We start from the raw sequence: 16962 nt of genomic DNA on the forward strand, positions 1-16962 counted from the left end.
TATCACACGAGAGGCTACTAATAAACCTCTTCAATCTAGAGGAGCTGTTAAAGTTTGTTGTTGCTTCTCACGAATCGCTTGTCGGTGGATGCTTGCCGCGGGCACGGCCTCATCATGGAATCAACAGTGCCCACCTGAAAAGAGTGATTTTCTTTGATTATAAAAAAATCGCTATAACCCTTCTTCTCCGGAAGAAATGCTGCGCAACTGCTCAAGCAAGACGATTCACACAGTACAGGAAGGCATGAAAGAGGAGTTCCCAGAGAAGCTCATGGAGGAGTAAGACCCCACATGTTTCATCAAAATATAAAAGAAGCCGAATTGGACGGTGAAATCGTCCAATTCGGCTTCTCTATTTGGTGCATAACCCAAAAAGTTGTTCTTCAGTGGGCTCGTATTTTTTTTGACGTTTATCCTTCATTGGACCATAAAAAAACGATCAGAGCCCTGACTGGGTCTGATCGTTTTGTTGTCGCTTGTTTAGCTGCGACCTTTATTTTGGTACCCGCGCTTACCGCCTTTACCGTTGAAGTTACGGTTACGGGATTTATTTTTGCTATTGAAGTTGCGTTTGCCGCCGCCTCCGCGGTAGCCGCCTTTTTTGTTGCCTTTATCGCGCTGCGCACCTTTAACGCTGATCGGTTGAACGGAGGATAAACGTACAGGCACTTCACTGCGTTCCTTCGTCATCATCTTCAATGCTGCTGCAATAAGATCTGTAGATTCATTCTGCTCAAGCAACTCGTTCGCTGCTTGTTTGTAGTTCTTCAAGTCGTTGTTCTGAACCATTTCTGTCAACTTCTCAACAGCGACTTTTTGTTGACCGCGTGCTGCTTCTTCAGAAGAAGGAACTTTCAGGCGTTCTACTTTCTTCTTCGTCAGTTTTTCAATCAACATAAGCTGATCTTTTTCACGTGGGGTAACAAAAGAGATCGATTCACCTTTACGACCCGCACGTCCTGTACGGCCGATTCGGTGTACATAACTTTCCGGGTCTTGCGGGATATCGAAGTTATACACGTGTGAAACTTCAGAGATATCCAAACCACGTGCAGCTACGTCTGTCGCTACAAGGATTTCGATACGGCCACGTTTGAATTTGTTCAACGTGCTCATACGCTTACCTTGAGTCAAGTCTCCGTGGATACCTTCTGCACTGAAGCCACGGGCTTGTAATCCGTCAGCGACTTCATCCACACGGCGTTTTGTACGACCGAATACGATCGCTAACGCAGGGTCGTGAATATCAAGAAGACGCGTCAATGTATCGAACTTGTGCTTTTCAGGAATTTCCACAAAGAACTGCTCGATGTTTTCGACTGTCATTTCTTTCGCTTTCACTTTTACTTCTTCAGGGTTTTTCATCAATGTTGTAGCGATATCACGGATCTGTTTCGGCATTGTTGCAGAGAAAAGCAATGTTTGGCGCTCTTCCGGCAGTGCTTTCAAAATATCACGGATATCCTCGATGAATCCCATGTTCAGCATTTCATCCGCTTCGTCTAATACAGCGGTATGAACATCTTGCAATTTGATCGTTTTACGACGAATGTGGTCAAGCAAACGTCCAGGGGTTGCCACGACAATATCGTTGCTCTTAAGTGCACGGATTTGACGTTCCATGTTAGACCCGCCATAAATCGGCAGGCAGCGAACGCCTTTTCCTTTACCCAGACGGTTCATTTCTTCAGCTACTTGAATAGCCAGTTCCCTTGTCGGGGCGATGACAAGACCTTGAACGGCCTTCACTTGTTTATCGATTTTTTCGAGCATCGGAATACCGAATGCAGCCGTCTTCCCTGTACCTGTTTGGGCCTGGCCAATGACGTCCTTCCCTTCTAGTCCTAGAGGGATCGTTTGTTCTTGTATTGGTGTCGTTTCTTCAAAACCCATGGTGTCTAATGATTTTAGGATAGGTTTTGATAATCCTAGTGATTGAAATGTTGTCACAGTAATTTCATACTCCTTTATTTTTAAATCTTCTACCTATATACATATGAAAAAAGCCTTCTGCCACAGGAAACGGGAGAGGCTTCTCTGGTATCTGCCTGATAGATTCATTCATCATAACATATATAACATAGTTAATTCTACACATTTCCGCTATGCTTTTCAAACGTAATAATGATAAAATGAGTGAAAACGTACGTATACCAGAGGAGGATTAGCTTGGGAAAGCCTCCGATCCATCCATATATTATTTTGTTCATTGGGGTCTTATCGATCTCAACATCAGCGATTTTCGTCAAGCTTGCCGGAGATGCGCCTGCTTCAATGGTCGCCTTTTACCGGCTGACGCTGGCAGTCGTCATTATGGCTCCTTATGTATTATGGAAACATATTGACGAAATAAAACAAATCCAACGAAAAGATTGGTTTCTCGCAATATTTTCCGGCATATTCTTAGCCTTTCATTTTATTTTATGGTTTCAATCTTTATCTTATACGACTGTAGCAAGTTCTGTTGTCCTTGTTTCTTTACAGCCGGTATTCGCCTTTCTGGGTACCTACATCTTCTTCCGTGAACGTTTCACTGTAGGTGCAATATTAAGCCTTGCGATTACACTCGTAGGTAGTACAATCGTCGGCTGGGGCGATTTTCAAATCAGTGGCCTTGCCTTACTGGGTGATGCTCTCGCCTTACTTGGAGCAATCATGGTTACTGGGTATTTCCTTTTAGGGCAAAATTTACGCCAACGCCTCTCTTTGATGACCTACACATTCATCGCTTACGGAATGGCTGCTGTTACTTTACTCATCTACAATGGAGTGCTCGGATATTCATTTACTGGGTATACAGGAAACCAATGGTTGATTTTCACAGCACTCGCCATCATACCGACATTTTTCGGTCACTCCTTATTCAACTGGACATTGAAGTGGCTGAGTGCGTCAACGATTTCAATGGCTGTTTTATTAGAACCGATCGGTGCCTCGCTATTAGCGTTCTGGATATTGCACGAAACCATCTCATGGTCGCAATGGCTTGGCGGATCAATCGTGATCTTCGGTCTGATGATGTTCATTTTCAGTACAATGAAAAAGGTGAAACCGAAACTCACACATGATTCCAAGGACGGATGACTTGTAAAGTTTGTTATAATAATGGCAGATTAAAGAGAACCACGATAATTTGAGAGCAGGTGAACAAATGACAATCCAACTGATTATTGATGGTGGCGGCGACCTGCCCCAGGGGATGATGGAGCAACACGACATTAAATATGTTCCCTTGAACTTACACTTCGGGGATGAACAATATAAAACAGGCGAAACAATCGACCTTGCTACATTTTATGATAAATTGAAAAGCTCGGAAGAATTACCACGTTCCTCTTCCCCGAGCCCTAACGATTTTTATGAAAAGTTCAAAAAAGTGCATCCAGAAGATGAAATTCTTGTACTTGCTTTGACTCAGGGATTGAGCAGCACATACGAAAGTGCAGTTATGGGTAAAGACATGCTTCTCGAGGAAGAACCAGCGCGCAAGATTGCCGTATTAAACACAAAAACAGCTTCTTGCGGTATTGCTCTTCTCGTCCATGAAGCCGCTGATAAGATGAACGAAGGGGCTGATTTTGACAGCCTCGTCTCCCACATGGAAGAAAGAATCGAAAAAACAACGACCCTCTTCATCTTGAAAACATTAGAAAACGTGATTAAAGGCGGGCGTTTGGATAGAGTCAAAGGAACCATTGCCAAAACATTGAATATCAAACTCTTGATGAGAGCTAGTGAAGAAGGGTCCATCGAAGTTACGGAGAAAGTTCGAGGTAACAAGAAATCGCTGCGACGCTTTGTCGATCAAATCGGAGAGTACACCAATCAATTCGAGAATCGCGCGATAGCACTTTCCCACTGCAATGATAAAGAACGCGGGCAGTCTGTTTTGAACAAAATCACAGATCGTTATAACTTCAAAGAAAGCCTGTTCATGGAGATGGGACCACTCATTTCCACCTACGCCGGTGAAGGCGGTCTTGTCATAGCCTTCTTCAAGGATTGATGATAAGCACTGGGTAGTTACAGGAAGGTATTTCATAATTCCTCAGATAAAAATAAAACGGCAGCAGATTATTATACCGCTGCCGTTTTTATTTATGCATGATAATCTTCATATTCCGGCTGTGGTGAAAGAAGTGCCAAAATTCCGGCCGTGACCGGAAACAGAATGGTCAGGAGAATCACTTCTTGATATCCACCAAGCCAATCGTAAAAGATACCAAACGGCAAAGGGCCAAGGGCTGATCCAACAACCATGACTGTTTGTGCCAAACCTTTGATACTGCCTAAGTGTTCACGTCCAAAGTAGTTCGGCCAGACAATGTTCAACACAATACGTTCGAAACCGTTGACAAAACCCCAGAATATACCGAAAGTTACCGCCAGCCACCATGTACTTGTAAATAACAAAATGACAAGTGTGAAAATATGCCCAAAAAAAGTGATGGCCAATATGTAATGGACTTGAAAGCGGTCGACAAGATAGCCGCTCACGAATGTAACCGGGAAGCCGATGACGGCCATTAAGGTCAGCACCATAGCAGCTACTCCTGTATCCAGTCCGCGTAAATCCATAATGGAAACAATGTGGAAAGTAATAGCGGTATTGACCAAAGCTGGAACGCTCACACAAAAAAGGATGAACCAGAACGCCTTCGTCGCCATAGCCTCTTTCAATGTCCAGCTTTTTTCATTCACCTCTATATGCGGGTTTTTCATTTGTCCTTTAACAGGCTTCGGTATACCATCGGGGACCTCTCCGATATCTTTCGGTTGATTCCGGATAAAGAAAACAGCCAGCGGGACAAAAATCACAAGCAGACCGACGCCCCATATCCCCCATGTCATCCTCCAACCGAAGGCTTCTATGAGCCATGTATTTAAAGGAGGCAATAAAGCAGAACTGGCGAAACCACCAACCGCCATGACGCTGAGCGCCCGCCCTCTTTTCCTAATGAACCATTGGGGCACGAGGGTGTTCGGAATCAATGTCATCGACCCTTGACCGAACAACCGGATCATGAAGAAGCCGAGAAACATCATAATCGGACCAAGCAAAAAAGCGTTCCAAAATAAGGCCAATGCTAAAAAAACGCCGACCACGACCATCATCTTCCGCTGACCGAACCGGTCAATGAGCCGCCCCATCATGAATAAAGTAATCCCTGCCATCAATGTAGCACCAGAGTAAATCCCTGATACCAAGGACCTTGAATAGCCGAAGTCTTCTATGTAGTAATCAATGAAAATTGAAACGGAATAGGTTTGTCCGGGACCTGAGAAAAAAACACTTAATCCCGCAATAGCGACAATGACCCACCCATAATAAAATGGCGTCTGGACAGGCGCTTTGCCATTCTTGATCCCCATTAACTTCCTCCCCCTATGGCTGTCTTACAAAATCAAGCACTTCTTCAAAAAGTTCTTCTTTGTCATCCCCATGACAAATCAAGTGTTTGGATTTTTTCAAAAAAACCAACTCTTTTTCTTTTGATGGAATTTCTTTCTCTAAGTATAAGGCAGCTTCTTTCGGTACCATACCGTCTAACTCGCCCTGGATGATCAATACAGGACATCTTACGTCTTTCAGGTAAGGTCTCGTGAATTGCACACATTTCATAAACTCAAATGTAGAAAACAGATAGGTATCCTTCAGCTTCTTCTGATATCTGGTAAACAATTCATTAGATGCAAGAGCTCCATTAAAAGCGTCCCCTAACATTTCCAATACGTCCTTGTACATCTGCGGCAAGCTCACATATTTTCCTGCTGCTGAGAGAAGGACGATTCGATCCAAGTGATATTTCGCAGTTAAGTAAGCTGCTATCATACCTCCCATGGAAAATCCGATAACATAGATTTTCTCGTGCCTTTTCCTCAAATCCAGCAAAGCGAGTTCTGCCGTAGCAATCCATTCTTGATAATAATGCCCTTCGAGGTCGAGTTTCTCCCCATGGCCAGGTAAGGTAGGATTAGCAATTTCCCAATCCGTCCGCGCCTCAAGGAAATCGACGAGAGGTTGTACTTCTTCCGGGCTTCCTGTATATCCATGTATACATAAACATCCAATACTCATGCTTCTCTTCCTCCGCACATTATTATTTCGCCTTACGAAACATTATAGCACACCAGAAAATACTATAGAAAAGGCGCGCTATACCAAATAGCGCGCGTTACTTGATTCCTTTGACAAATGTACCGATCCCCTTGACTAGAGGACTCACTTGTTTAAACGTCTTCATAACTTGCCCCGTGGTCGACATCATTTTGTCGAAATCCATTTGCCCTTCTTCATCCTGAAAGTAATTCATTACACCTTTGGGAATCGAGCCAACATTAAATGACGCGTTGGGATTCCCCGGATTAGGATTACCGGTCTCAGTATAACCTGGATAGTTGTAACTATTCATATAAGGGTACTGATAAGCATACATTCCATTCGAGTAGCCGTCATAACCCATGACATTCGCTTGTTGATTCGGGTACATCTGCTGATAAGCTGTCTGATCGTAGGCAGGGTTGGCAGGGTAACGGTACCATTCATTCCAATAAGGATAATATGGGTACATAAGTGTGTTCCACCTTTAACGTATTTACTTCAGCCTATGTAAAATGACGAAAAAAGTGATTGAGATTCAACCCCCTCCATGAAAATACAACACGCATCGGAACTTCCCGGCACAAACGCACAAGAGCATCTCGGGCATACCTTCTTTCACTATTACCGGGGCTTTAAAAACCCAAGTGATTCACCCATCACTTGTTCAATAAAAATCGATGGAGTCTTGATTGAAAAAACGCTCTTCTCCCTTTATTCCTAAAGCACGCTTCATTTTCTGTTCCTGAAACCCGAGAATCTTCTCTTCCTCTATAAAAGTGGCAGGTGTACCATATACTCTCAACCCTTGCAATTCCCTGAAGTACTCTCGATTATCAGAAACATTACGTTCTTCAAAATCAACGTCCCATTCTCCTAATTGTGTCTTCACCTTCTCACAATTGCTGCAATGATTGCTTGTATAAACAATTACGTTCGAGTTCGTCAATGATCCCCCTCCTTGTTTCTTATTTCCATGGTTCAAATGACCCGATTCCATCACACATACCCAAAAACTCATTTTCATAATAAAGTGTATGAATTTCTATGTAAAGGGGAGGCCCTCCCCCTCAACCTCAATCTGAGAAAAGCTTATTTAATGGCTTTTCACCACTAATCAAGTCATAACTCTCATGCACGGATTCATTTACGGACAGCAAATGGACCAGAGTGGCCGCAACATCTTCTCTGGGTATTTCGCCATGCTCGGTTCGCTTCTGAAGGTCCACTTTGCCTATGCCTTTTTCATTCGTCAAACCACCAGGCCGCACGATCGTATAATCCAGTTCTGTACTCTTCACATATTCATCTGCACGGTGTTTGGCATATAAATAATACTTGAAATCATCTGGCGCCTGCTCTGGACGATCAGCCCCGATTGAGCTTAACATCATATATCTTTTCACACCATTTGCTTTAGCAAAATCAGCAGCTTTGATCGCCCCTTCCTGGTCAATGACGATTGTTTTATCTGCACCAGTATGCGGACCAGAGCCTGCTGCAAAGATCACAGCGTCTTTCCCATGGAAGGCATGCTCAAAGTCTTTTTCAAGGTCACCTAATACAGTAGCCACCCCGAGCTCTTCAAACTGAGGAATTTGATCCGTGTCCCGGACCATTGCATAAGGCTTGTGTTCTGAATCATTTAATTTATTGATGATATGTTTACCTACTTTTCCATTCGCTCCAATGACTAGCACCTTCATCTAATCAACCTCCTTGAATGTCTTTTCCTTGTTTTTCCCTACATATCTAAATATAAACAGTTCAATATTCACTGAAAGGAAATCCTTCCCATGAGAGCGAATCAGTTAATATATAGGAGGGGAGGCAATATATGAAGAACATTTATCTTTTCACCGGGTTTCCTGGTTACTTGGCATCTGAATTAGTCAAGGAGCTTTTCGACCAGCCCCACCACATTGAGAAAATCTACTTACTATACCTTGAGCCTATGGAAGAACGCGCCCGTGACCAAATAAAAGAGTGGGAAAAATGCACTTCGATCGATTTGGAAAAAGTCCATCTGATCAAAGGAGATATCACTGAACTGCAAATGGGACTCGAACCATCCTTATCCCAGAATCTCCAGAAAAGCGTCACCCATGTGTTCCACCTCGCAGCACTCTATGACCTGGCGATTCCGCTCTCTGCCGCATGGAAAGTAAACGTCCAGGGGACACGTGTAGTGAATCGATGGTTGGAAAATTGCCTGAACTTAAACCGGTATATTTATTTCAGCACCGCGTATGTGTCAGGAAAACGCGAAGGGCACATCAGCGAAGAAGACCTCCTACACACTGAAGGATTCAAGAACCATTACGAATTCACAAAATATGAAGCGGAGCGACTAGTGAAAGAGGTACAGCCTCACATACCAACAACAGTGATCCGGCCCGGCATTGTCGTCGGGCACACAGAATCAGGGATAACTGCTAAATTTGACGGACCGTATTTTATATTGAACTTGCTGGATGTATTAAAACATTCACCTATCCTCCCTTACTTCGGAAAAGGAGAAGCGAAAGTGAACTTAGTGCCATTGGATTATGTCATTGCTTCCACGATTCATTTTGCCCATTCGCCTGAAAGCAGTGGGAAAACGTATCACTTAACAGATCCAAACCCTTACACAGCCAAAGCCATCTACCAGCGGCTTTGTGAGCTTCACGTACACAAAAAGCCACACCTCACCTTACCGATCAGCATTGCACGGCAATCTTTGAAAATCAAAACACTCCGCCAGCAGCTGAAAATACAAAAAGAAGCGCTTGATTACTTTCTGTGTCAAAGCGAATATGACTGCACTCAAACTATGAAAGACTTGAATGGTACGCCAATTTCATGTCCTGATCTCTTTACGTACACAAATAACCTTGTCTCTTATTACCAGACACAAAAAAAGAATCCTGATAAGCACGTCTCTATTTTCTAGTATCCAAGTTCTTTAAGCTTCAAGATTTTGCGTTCATTCTGGAACGTCCTACTATCCTGCAGGAGGAACAGAACCACAAAAGGCAGCGGTTCTCTTCCGCTGCCTCCTCCTTATTCTTCTTCCAGCCAACTTTCATATAAACGTTCCACTTCGGCCTCTACTTGTTCTTTTTCAGATTGCAGTGAAACTAAATCCCTCACGGCCCCGTTTTCTTCCATCTGCTGCTCGAGGGCCACCACTTGCTTTTCTAAACGGGCGATTTCATCTTCCAGATACCCTTCACTTCCAGCATCCTTATTTGCTGATGGTTCTTCTTTTGCCCCAGAGCTCGGCAATGATTGTTCCCTCTGGCTTTCAAAACTTTCAATCCAACGCTCCCTGGTTTCATCGTAATTTCCAATATGACGATATAGCTTCCCCTCAATAAGGTAGGCTGTGCTCGTGAAGCATTGATTGAGAAAGTAACGGTCGTGGGAGACGCCGATAATCGTCCCTTCGAAATGATTCAAAGCTTCTTCCAACACCTCTTGTGATTCGATATCCAGATGGTTCGTCGGCTCATCGAGGATAAGGACCTGTATTCCCTGGTACATGAATACCGCTAATTTCAGCCTCATCTGTTCACCACCACTGAGGTGGCGGATTTTCCGGAATACATCGTACCCATAAAACATGAACCTGGCCAAACGATGGCGAGCTTCTCCTTCGGTTACTCGAATGTAGTCTCTGAAGTAATCAATCATCCGCTGGTCACGATCTACATGTTGAAGCGGGTTTTGCGGAAGATAACCAACTTCAATAGATGGTGCCCGTTTAATGCTTCCTGTGTCTGGTTCTTCAATTCCCAATAGTATTTTCAACAGTGTTGATTTCCCGCTTCCATTTGTCCCTACAATTGCCAGACGCTCTTGATAACGAACATGTAAATCGACACCCTTTAGCACGGAGGTGCTTCCATAAGCTTTTCCTAAGCCCTCTACTTGAAAGACATCTTTCCCTGTCCTGCCTTCAGACTGAAGTGACAACTGCATCTTCTTCGGGTCAATGACCGGACGATCCAATTTCTCCATTCTTTCCAGAGCTTTCTCCATACTTTTTGCTTTTTTGAAAAGTTTCGGATTCGGCGGCGTCGCTTCATTAGCCCATTGCCTCAGCCTCCGGATAGCTTCCTTCATCTTCTTGATCTTCTTCTGCTGCTCTTCATATTGATGGAATTCCGCTAGTAACTTCTCTTCTTTCTGCTTCTCGAACGAGGAATAGTTTCCCTTATAGGTATGGAGTTCACCTGATTCAAGGTCCATGACCTCTGTGACAACCTGATCCAGAAAAGAACGGTCATGAGAAATGATGCAGATTGTTCCCTTATACTGTCGCAAGTATTCTTCCAGCCATTCAATAGCCCGAAGGTCGAGATGGTTCGTCGGTTCATCCAACAGCAGGACATCCGGGTTTTCCAGCAGCAATTTGGCTAGTCCCAACTTAGTCTTTTCCCCACCACTCAATTGTGAAAAAGGCTGTTCCAATAGATGTCGGACATTCAAACCATTGGCTACGCGGCGGATGGAAGCCTCCATTTCATAGCCACCGTCTTGAGTGAAACGTTCTTGGATTTCCCCATATTCCAACATGGCTTTTTCCATTCTTTCCGGGTCGAGCATCTCTTTTTCAAGAGCCTTCATTCTTCGACTTAATATCAGCAGTTCTTTAAAAGCAAGTTCGAGAAAAGCTTTACCAGTATCCTCCCATTGAGAAGGAATCTGCTTTAAATAACCGATTCGTATCCCCTTCTGGATGAATAGATCTCCACCATCCATAGCCTCTTCTTTGGTGATGATGCGGAACAGTGTCGATTTCCCGCTCCCGTTCCTGCCGACAAGACCAATTCGCTGTTGTTCTTTCCATTCCATATTCAGCGCTTCAAACAATACTTCCCCACCGACAATTTTATATAAGTTTTTCATTGTAATAATCATTTGAATTCCTCCTAAAGACTAATTGAAGACACAAAAAAAGTCAGAGGTCCCGTTACCTCTGACTTTACTTCCTGTCCTATAAATCAGATATGAGACGTTACATTTTTCATTATTCACCTGGCTTTTTGGACATACGTGTCCCGTTGACAGCTGAATCATGAATAATCGCACGGCGTACATAATTGATTTGGTAGTCAAGCACGTGCATCTGTAACATCTTCATACCCTCCTTTGTCTTTAGAATTGCTCTTATTATAACGGAATTTCAGAAAATTGGCTACTCTTTTTTGTTATCTGCATATTTGCCTAACTTCTTCAGAAGCTCGATCGCTTCTTTCTTTTCTTCATCCGTAAGTCCGTCCATGATCTTTTCAATCTGTTTCCAATGATCAGGAAAAATACTATTCAATAGTTCGCGGCCTTTTTCCGTAATTGAAGCAAATGTAATTCTGCGATCGTTCGGACATGGCACACGTTCCAAATATTTTTTCTTCTCCAGTTTATCTACCACGTAGGTGATGCTTCCGCTAGCAAGGAGAATCTTTTCGCCGATTTTCTGTAGCGGCTGGTCACCTTCATGATAGAGAAGTTCAAGAACCCCGAATTCTGTAGGGTTCAGCTCGTATCTTTGAATGTCATCTTTCACTAAATCTGCAATCGTGCGTTGTGCTTTCGCCAATACGACAAACAGCTTCAACGACGGATCTTGCTTTTTCTTTCGGTATAAATCTTGTTCGCTCATCACGTTCGCCCATCCTTTTTTATAGATAAAGATAGTATAAGTTTAACAAATTTCTACTGTCAAACCATCCTAAACCTTCAAAATTCCTGAAATGAAAGTTTTTCACTCATTCGGCACTGCCTGCAATGCTTGCGGCCCGCCACCTAAAAAAGTGAAATGGCCTGGAAGGACTTGTAGGTGAGCCGGGGTATTGCCTTTGATTTCTCCATCCATATCCACCTCTTGTGATTGATCGACATCGATGCTTATCCTTTCTCCCTGACGATGGTAAAGTTCCTGGAACTGTCGGTCATCGACGGAAGGACGGCCCATCGTCATCAACTCCCGAAACAACGTCAAGTTTGAATTTTTCACAATCAACACATCGAACTTACCATCCTGAAGGTCGATGTAGGGGACAGGCAGACGCCTAGTGCCAATGAACTGGCCGTTCGTAACTAACACCATAACGGCTTCTCCTTCCAGGACTTCACCATCAACAGAGACCGAAAACTTGAAAGGTGTGGCCTGATTCATCGTTTTAAGAGCACTGATAAAATAACTGAGCACTCCTAGACGATTTTTCTGATCTTCGTCGATATTTGAGGAAGTTTGTGTAACTAGACCAATTCCCCAAAAGTTGAGAAAATAATGCTCATCGGTTTTTCCTGCGTCTACTTGTAACTCTTCCCCTTGAATAACAGCTCTTGCTGCTTGGTCCAATTTTTGAGGAGTGTCCAGCACCCGGCTGAAATCATTACAAGTCCCACCAGGTAAGATGCCGATCACTGGACGTTTTTCCAGTTCAGCCATGCTATTAATACATTCATGCACAGTCCCGTCCCCACCGAAAATGAATAGAACGTCCACTTCCTGTCCGTACTCGCGGCACACTTGATCCAGTTCTTCCAGCGACATCGTCTGAATAACTTTGAGCTCTTTGACTTCCTTACTAAGGATAGGCAGTATCTGCCCAAGAGCGGTTTCTACCTGTGTTTCCTCTTTGTTTCCATTATATATGAAAATACCACTCTGATATCGAGGCATGTAATCCCTTCCTTCCTCTTATCATAATTGACTATTTTGCTTCAATTGAAACCAAGGACTTGCTTGTAGCTGCTTCCCAAATCCGTTCACGGTCGTCTACAGTCAAATAAACTCTTTTGACTTTCCTTTTCAAACCGAAGAAAAGACAGGCCTATTTCCTCCTCCAGGTCGATTATGAATGTCGGGGAAACAGGCTCCAGCCCTCCTAATGTTAAGCTTAAGGCTTCTTTCTCCTTCACGCCCAGATTTTCAGCAGAAGTATATGGGCGGATACCTTTTATCTCCTCCAAAGGAATGGTCATATGGAAGCGCAGTCCTTTTTGGATATGGACAGCAGATTCATCTAAGATGAGGGGGTTCTTCCGAATCGCCTGATAATCTCCAACCAAAAATAAAAGAGCATAGAAATCAAGTGTTGTAGCGACCCAGGCAGCAGTGTGGCTATATTGCATAAGAATGACATGCACCGCAATGATTTCAATGAGCATCGCATGGACAAGCATAAGAAATACACCGAAATATTCACTATTTTTATGATAACTGAAACTTTCCTTGCCTGTGGGGACTTTATCCAGATGTGGAAATAATGCAAAACGTACAGCAGCGGCATCTGCTGCCAGAAGACTGCTCAACTTGTTAAAAGCTTTATACTTCTTTTGACGGGAAAAAGTACGTTGATTTGTTGCGTGCACTCTTGCTAATAAATGAGGGTGAGTTTTATGGAATTCTTTAAAATTTTGTTTCCACTTCGGCAACTCCCTGAGGAAGAAAATAAGAAGACTTATTTCGAAGACTATAAAAAAAGTTTCAATGGCTACAAGAGAATAGTTCATTACCATTAAATCTTCTTTCGCATAATCAGGGACGATCCAATGTATGAAAAGGGCCCCAAGCAGCATCAATGGTGCAAAAACAGAAACCGACGGTCGTCTTCTCAATACAAAAGTGAATGTGACGATCGGCAGGATAACCATCACATCAATCATTGTCGCCCAGACCAATGGCCCCTGAACAGTTCCTGTTATCTCAGCCTTTTGCATAAGGAAGTTCGCCATCAACAAGAGACTGATAAAAAACAAGCCTCCATAAAAGGATTTCCTATGATACCTGATTGTCTTTTCCACCTGGACCCTCTCCTTATCCTTTTCCTTCATTTTACAATAAAAAATGAGTCTTCAGCATAAAAATAAATGACATTCCCTGCTCTTCTTCATTTGTTCACAAGGCTGTCACAGAACAAACAATTAGGTTTACTTCCCTATCATTCTCCTTTATACTTAGCTTTGTTTAGGAGGCTAAGTAATTATGAAAGAACAAATAGACCATACTTTGGGATACAACATCCATATGGTTTCGCACTTTTTACAAAATGTATATAACAAACGATTAGGAGAATATGGATTAACACATTCGCAAGCCAAGGTCATTTATTTTTTGGCATCCAGAGGTGACCAAAGTCAGACAGAACTACAAAATCACCTTCATATTAAAGCGTCATCAATGAACGGTCTGATTGAATCTCTGGCTAAACATGAGCGTATTACCAAGAGGTCCAGCAGCAAAGATAAACGAACCAAGATCATAACACTCACGGACAATGGCTTGGAATTACACGATACGATCTTGAGCATCATTCAAGATATTGAAAAAGAAGCGACGGCAGGTTTGTCACCTGAAGAACAACAGGTGATGGTTTCCTGGCTGAAAAAAATGCAACAGAATTTAAAGCCTATAACATCAGGGAGAGAAAATAAATGAAAGAACAGAGTCAGCGTTTAGGTACTCAACCGATTCCGAAACTGCTTGCTAATTTATCGATTCCCGCCATGATAGGCATGTTCGTGATGGCACTCTATAACGTCATTGATACATTATTTATCGCGCGAGGGGTCGGGATCTTAGGGGTATCAGGCGTAAGTATCGGATTTCCAGTCATGATGATTATTATGGCGATTTCAGCAGCTGTCGGCATCGGCGGTGCTTCTGTAATATCAAGAAGACTAGGAGAAAATAAGCCAGAAGAAGCCGACCAAGTGTTCGGAAATATCCTATTTATGATTGTTGCCGTCAGCAGTTTCGGCTTAATTGGTGCATTTACGTTCCTGGAGCCTTTATTGAAACTGTTCGGCGCGACTGAAAACATTCTGCCTTATGCAACAGATTACCTTTTCCCGATCATGCTCGGGTCCATCTTCTTCTCCTTCGCATTCACGACCAATAGTATCATTCGCTCTGAAGGAAATTCGAAGTTTGCAATGATGACTATGATCATCCCCGCAGTATTGAATATCATATTGGATCCGATTTTCATTTTCGGATTAAATATGGGCGTCCAGGGGGCTTCCGTTGCGACTGTCCTTTCCCAGGCAACAGTCACCCTCGTAGTATTGAATTACTTCCTTAAAGGAAGGTCTTCTCTGACCATCAAAGCAGCATACCTGAAGCCACAGTGGAACGTGATCAGAGAAATCCTGACCATCGGAATGCCTGCTTTCATCCGCCAAGTATCGGGAAGCGGCATGATGATCGCCATCAATTTGATGCTCATCAAGTTCGGTGGGGAATTTGAGGTCGGGGTCTTCGGAATCGTACAGAAACTCGCGATGTTTACAATCATGCCTATGATTGGTGTTTTACAAGGGATGCAGCCGATCATCGGGTATAACTACGGAGCCAACAATGATAGCCGCTTAAAAGAAACGGTACTGCTCGGCATGAAAGTCGTCACCGTGATTTCTACCGGCATCTTCGTAGTTATGATGGTATTCCCTGAAGGACTGATGAATATTTTCACTGGAGATGCAGAAACGATTGAAACAGGAGCCTATGCAATCCGGATTATGTTCGCCCTTGCGATGTTAATCGGGGCTCAGGTCGTCAGTGGCGGTCTATACCAAGCATTAGGAATGGCGAAGCCGGCACTCATCTTATCGATGGCACGGCAGGTCTTATTCCTCATCCCGCTTGTCTTGATCTTGCCGAACTTCTTCGGTGTCACAGGGGTTTGGTTAGCCTTCCCTCTTTCTGATTTATTAGCTTTTGCCTTATCGATGATTTTCTTATACAAAGATCGGAGACTTTTTTTCAAATCGAAAAAAGACGCTCCTCCATATGAAGCCACTGAAAAACCCTTTTCAATCTAGAGGAGCTGTTAAAGTTTGTTGTTGCTTCTCACGATCGCTGGTCGGTGGATGCTTGCCGCAGACACGATTTAAGGCAATAGCCTCAGAGTATATCAAACTCTGAGGTTTTTTTTATGTTTTTATAACGATCAAGCAGATCCCATAGAGGCCAGGTACACAGGAAATCCTTTCTTAATGATAGAAAAGCCAACCTAACCTCACGTTTGAAAGTCAGTCCTATTTTCTATGACAACCTCCTCTTGATTCCACCATCTTTTCCCAAAGATTACAATCTATTTATAGCAACAACTGACAATTTCCGTTAGAATAAGACAGAGAGTTTTATTTTTCTTCGCAAAAGGATGGAACACATGACATACTCTATCAATTTAATTAAATTGTTCACACGCCGTGATGATCATTTATTCAAACTGAATGAGGCAGAGCGGATCAAGAATGTTTGGAACCTATTATTCTTGTTACTAGGTCTGACGATTCTTACATATGTTTGGACCGCGTGGCTCGGCTTAGGGACAGATGCCATTTCAGCGAACATGTCAGACATGAACAGGGTAGAATACGAACTGAGGAAAGCATGGTTTTTGATGGGCCGGGCAGGTTTTGCCATCCTCTTGTTTCTTTTCATCCTTTTCATCTCATCTTTCTTTTTCTGGTTATTCAACAATGTCTCCTATAAAAAATTGTTCGTCCTTCAGATGAACATTCTGCTCATCATGTTGATCGAACGGGTGACTTGGATACCATTGATGGTGTACGCAGGCATCGACTGGTATGTCTCCCCTTTCTCATTCGGTGTGATTGCATCTTCTTTCACTTCGATTGAATGGGTCATTTATTTCTGCGGTGCCATTTCCATTTTTCAATTATTCATCATTTGGTATCAAGTTAAGTGCCTTTCTTGGTTATCATCAACGAAAAAAGGGTGGATTTGGACAGGTGTCATTTTCTGGCACCTGCTATTATGGGCAGGGACCGCCGCCCTTTCCTATTACGATTTGTTCCTACTTTATCTAATCAGGTAAGAAAGCAGCAGGTGGAAAAAT

General features: G+C 43.2%; 17 protein-coding genes. 6 read left to right on the top strand and 11 right to left on the bottom strand.

The genetic code is table 11. The features are described 5' to 3' along the window. Positions 1 to 480: 480 nt before the first annotated feature. Positions 481 to 1950 (bottom strand): degradosome RNA helicase CshA, encoded by a 1470-nt coding sequence (locus HLI_RS09410; RefSeq protein ID WP_128524737.1) that lies wholly within the window; start codon positions 1948 to 1950, stop codon positions 481 to 483. A 219-nt stretch (positions 1951 to 2169) separates the two neighbouring features. Here HLI_RS09410 and HLI_RS09415 point away from each other — a divergent pair, with 219 nt between their 5' ends. After that, positions 2170 to 3084, top strand: a complete 915-nt coding sequence (locus HLI_RS09415; RefSeq protein ID WP_128524738.1) for a DMT family transporter — start codon at positions 2170 to 2172, stop codon at positions 3082 to 3084. Between the two features lie 67 nt (positions 3085 to 3151). Next, positions 3152 to 4006, top strand: a complete 855-nt coding sequence (locus tag HLI_RS09420; protein ID WP_128524739.1) for a DegV family protein — start codon at positions 3152 to 3154, stop codon at positions 4004 to 4006. Between the two features lie 92 nt (positions 4007 to 4098). On the opposite strand, the gene HLI_RS09425 is transcribed toward HLI_RS09420, so the two are convergent. The 5 genes from HLI_RS09425 to HLI_RS09445 all read right to left on the bottom strand — a co-directional run bounded on the left by HLI_RS09425 (position 4099) and on the right by HLI_RS09445 (position 7806). Further along, positions 4099 to 5373, bottom strand: a complete 1275-nt coding sequence (locus tag HLI_RS09425; RefSeq protein ID WP_128524740.1) for an MFS transporter — start codon at positions 5371 to 5373, stop codon at positions 4099 to 4101. Positions 5374 to 5386: 13 nt separating this feature from the next. Continuing rightward, positions 5387 to 6079, bottom strand: a complete 693-nt coding sequence (locus HLI_RS09430) for an alpha/beta hydrolase (protein ID WP_128524741.1) — start codon at positions 6077 to 6079, stop codon at positions 5387 to 5389. A gap of 97 nt (positions 6080 to 6176) precedes the next feature. Continuing rightward, positions 6177 to 6572: a YppG family protein gene (locus HLI_RS09435; RefSeq protein ID WP_128524742.1), complete on the bottom strand. Its 396-nt coding sequence runs from the start codon at positions 6570 to 6572 to the stop codon at positions 6177 to 6179. A gap of 195 nt (positions 6573 to 6767) precedes the next feature. Then, complete coding sequence (locus tag HLI_RS09440) at positions 6768 to 7049, bottom strand: glutaredoxin family protein (protein ID WP_128524743.1); 282 nt, start codon at positions 7047 to 7049, stop codon at positions 6768 to 6770. Positions 7050 to 7176: 127 nt separating this feature from the next. After that, positions 7177 to 7806, bottom strand: coding sequence for an SDR family oxidoreductase (locus HLI_RS09445; RefSeq protein WP_128524744.1), 630 nt, complete (start codon positions 7804 to 7806; stop codon positions 7177 to 7179). 131 nt (positions 7807 to 7937) lie between these two features. Here HLI_RS09445 and HLI_RS09450 point away from each other — a divergent pair, with 131 nt between their 5' ends. Further along, a complete protein-coding gene (locus HLI_RS09450) occupies positions 7938 to 9035 on the top strand; it encodes an SDR family oxidoreductase (RefSeq protein WP_128524745.1) in 1098 nt (365 codons plus the stop codon). A 110-nt stretch (positions 9036 to 9145) separates the two neighbouring features. Here the strand turns inward: HLI_RS09450 and abc-f are convergent, their stop codons facing one another. The 5 genes from abc-f to HLI_RS09470 form a co-directional block, all read right to left on the bottom strand. Continuing rightward, complete coding sequence (gene abc-f, locus HLI_RS09455) at positions 9146 to 11008, bottom strand: ribosomal protection-like ABC-F family protein (protein WP_128524746.1); 1863 nt, start codon at positions 11006 to 11008, stop codon at positions 9146 to 9148. A 109-nt stretch (positions 11009 to 11117) separates the two neighbouring features. Then, the gene (locus HLI_RS22215) at positions 11118 to 11225 is read right to left on the bottom strand and encodes an RAxF-45 family protein (RefSeq protein WP_281976208.1); all 108 of its coding nucleotides are present in this window, start codon (positions 11223 to 11225) and stop codon (positions 11118 to 11120) included. Between the two features lie 60 nt (positions 11226 to 11285). After that, entirely contained in the window at positions 11286 to 11750 is a 465-nt protein-coding gene (locus HLI_RS09460; protein WP_128524747.1) for a MarR family winged helix-turn-helix transcriptional regulator, read from the bottom strand. 102 nt (positions 11751 to 11852) lie between these two features. Then, the gene (locus HLI_RS09465) at positions 11853 to 12776 is read right to left on the bottom strand and encodes a YegS/Rv2252/BmrU family lipid kinase (RefSeq protein WP_128524748.1); all 924 of its coding nucleotides are present in this window, start codon (positions 12774 to 12776) and stop codon (positions 11853 to 11855) included. Positions 12777 to 12862: 86 nt separating this feature from the next. Further along, positions 12863 to 13900, bottom strand: a complete 1038-nt coding sequence (locus HLI_RS09470) for a hypothetical protein (protein ID WP_128524749.1) — start codon at positions 13898 to 13900, stop codon at positions 12863 to 12865. A 181-nt stretch (positions 13901 to 14081) separates the two neighbouring features. Here HLI_RS09470 and HLI_RS09475 point away from each other — a divergent pair, with 181 nt between their 5' ends. The 3 genes from HLI_RS09475 (at position 14082) to HLI_RS09485 (ending at position 16941) form a co-directional block, all read left to right on the top strand. Then, entirely contained in the window at positions 14082 to 14534 is a 453-nt protein-coding gene (locus HLI_RS09475) for a MarR family winged helix-turn-helix transcriptional regulator (protein ID WP_128524750.1), read from the top strand. Then, on the top strand, positions 14531 to 15919 hold the full coding sequence (locus tag HLI_RS09480) for an MATE family efflux transporter (RefSeq protein WP_128524751.1): 1389 nt from the start codon (positions 14531 to 14533) through the stop codon (positions 15917 to 15919). Before HLI_RS09475 ends, HLI_RS09480 begins: the two co-directional genes overlap by 4 nt. 350 nt (positions 15920 to 16269) lie before the next feature. Next, entirely contained in the window at positions 16270 to 16941 is a 672-nt protein-coding gene (locus HLI_RS09485) for a hypothetical protein (RefSeq protein ID WP_128524752.1), read from the top strand. The last annotated feature ends 21 nt before the right edge of the window (positions 16942 to 16962 follow it).

This window comes from Halobacillus litoralis (assembly GCF_004101865.1).
Lineage (GTDB): Bacteria > Bacillota > Bacilli > Bacillales > Halobacillaceae > Halobacillus > Halobacillus litoralis_A.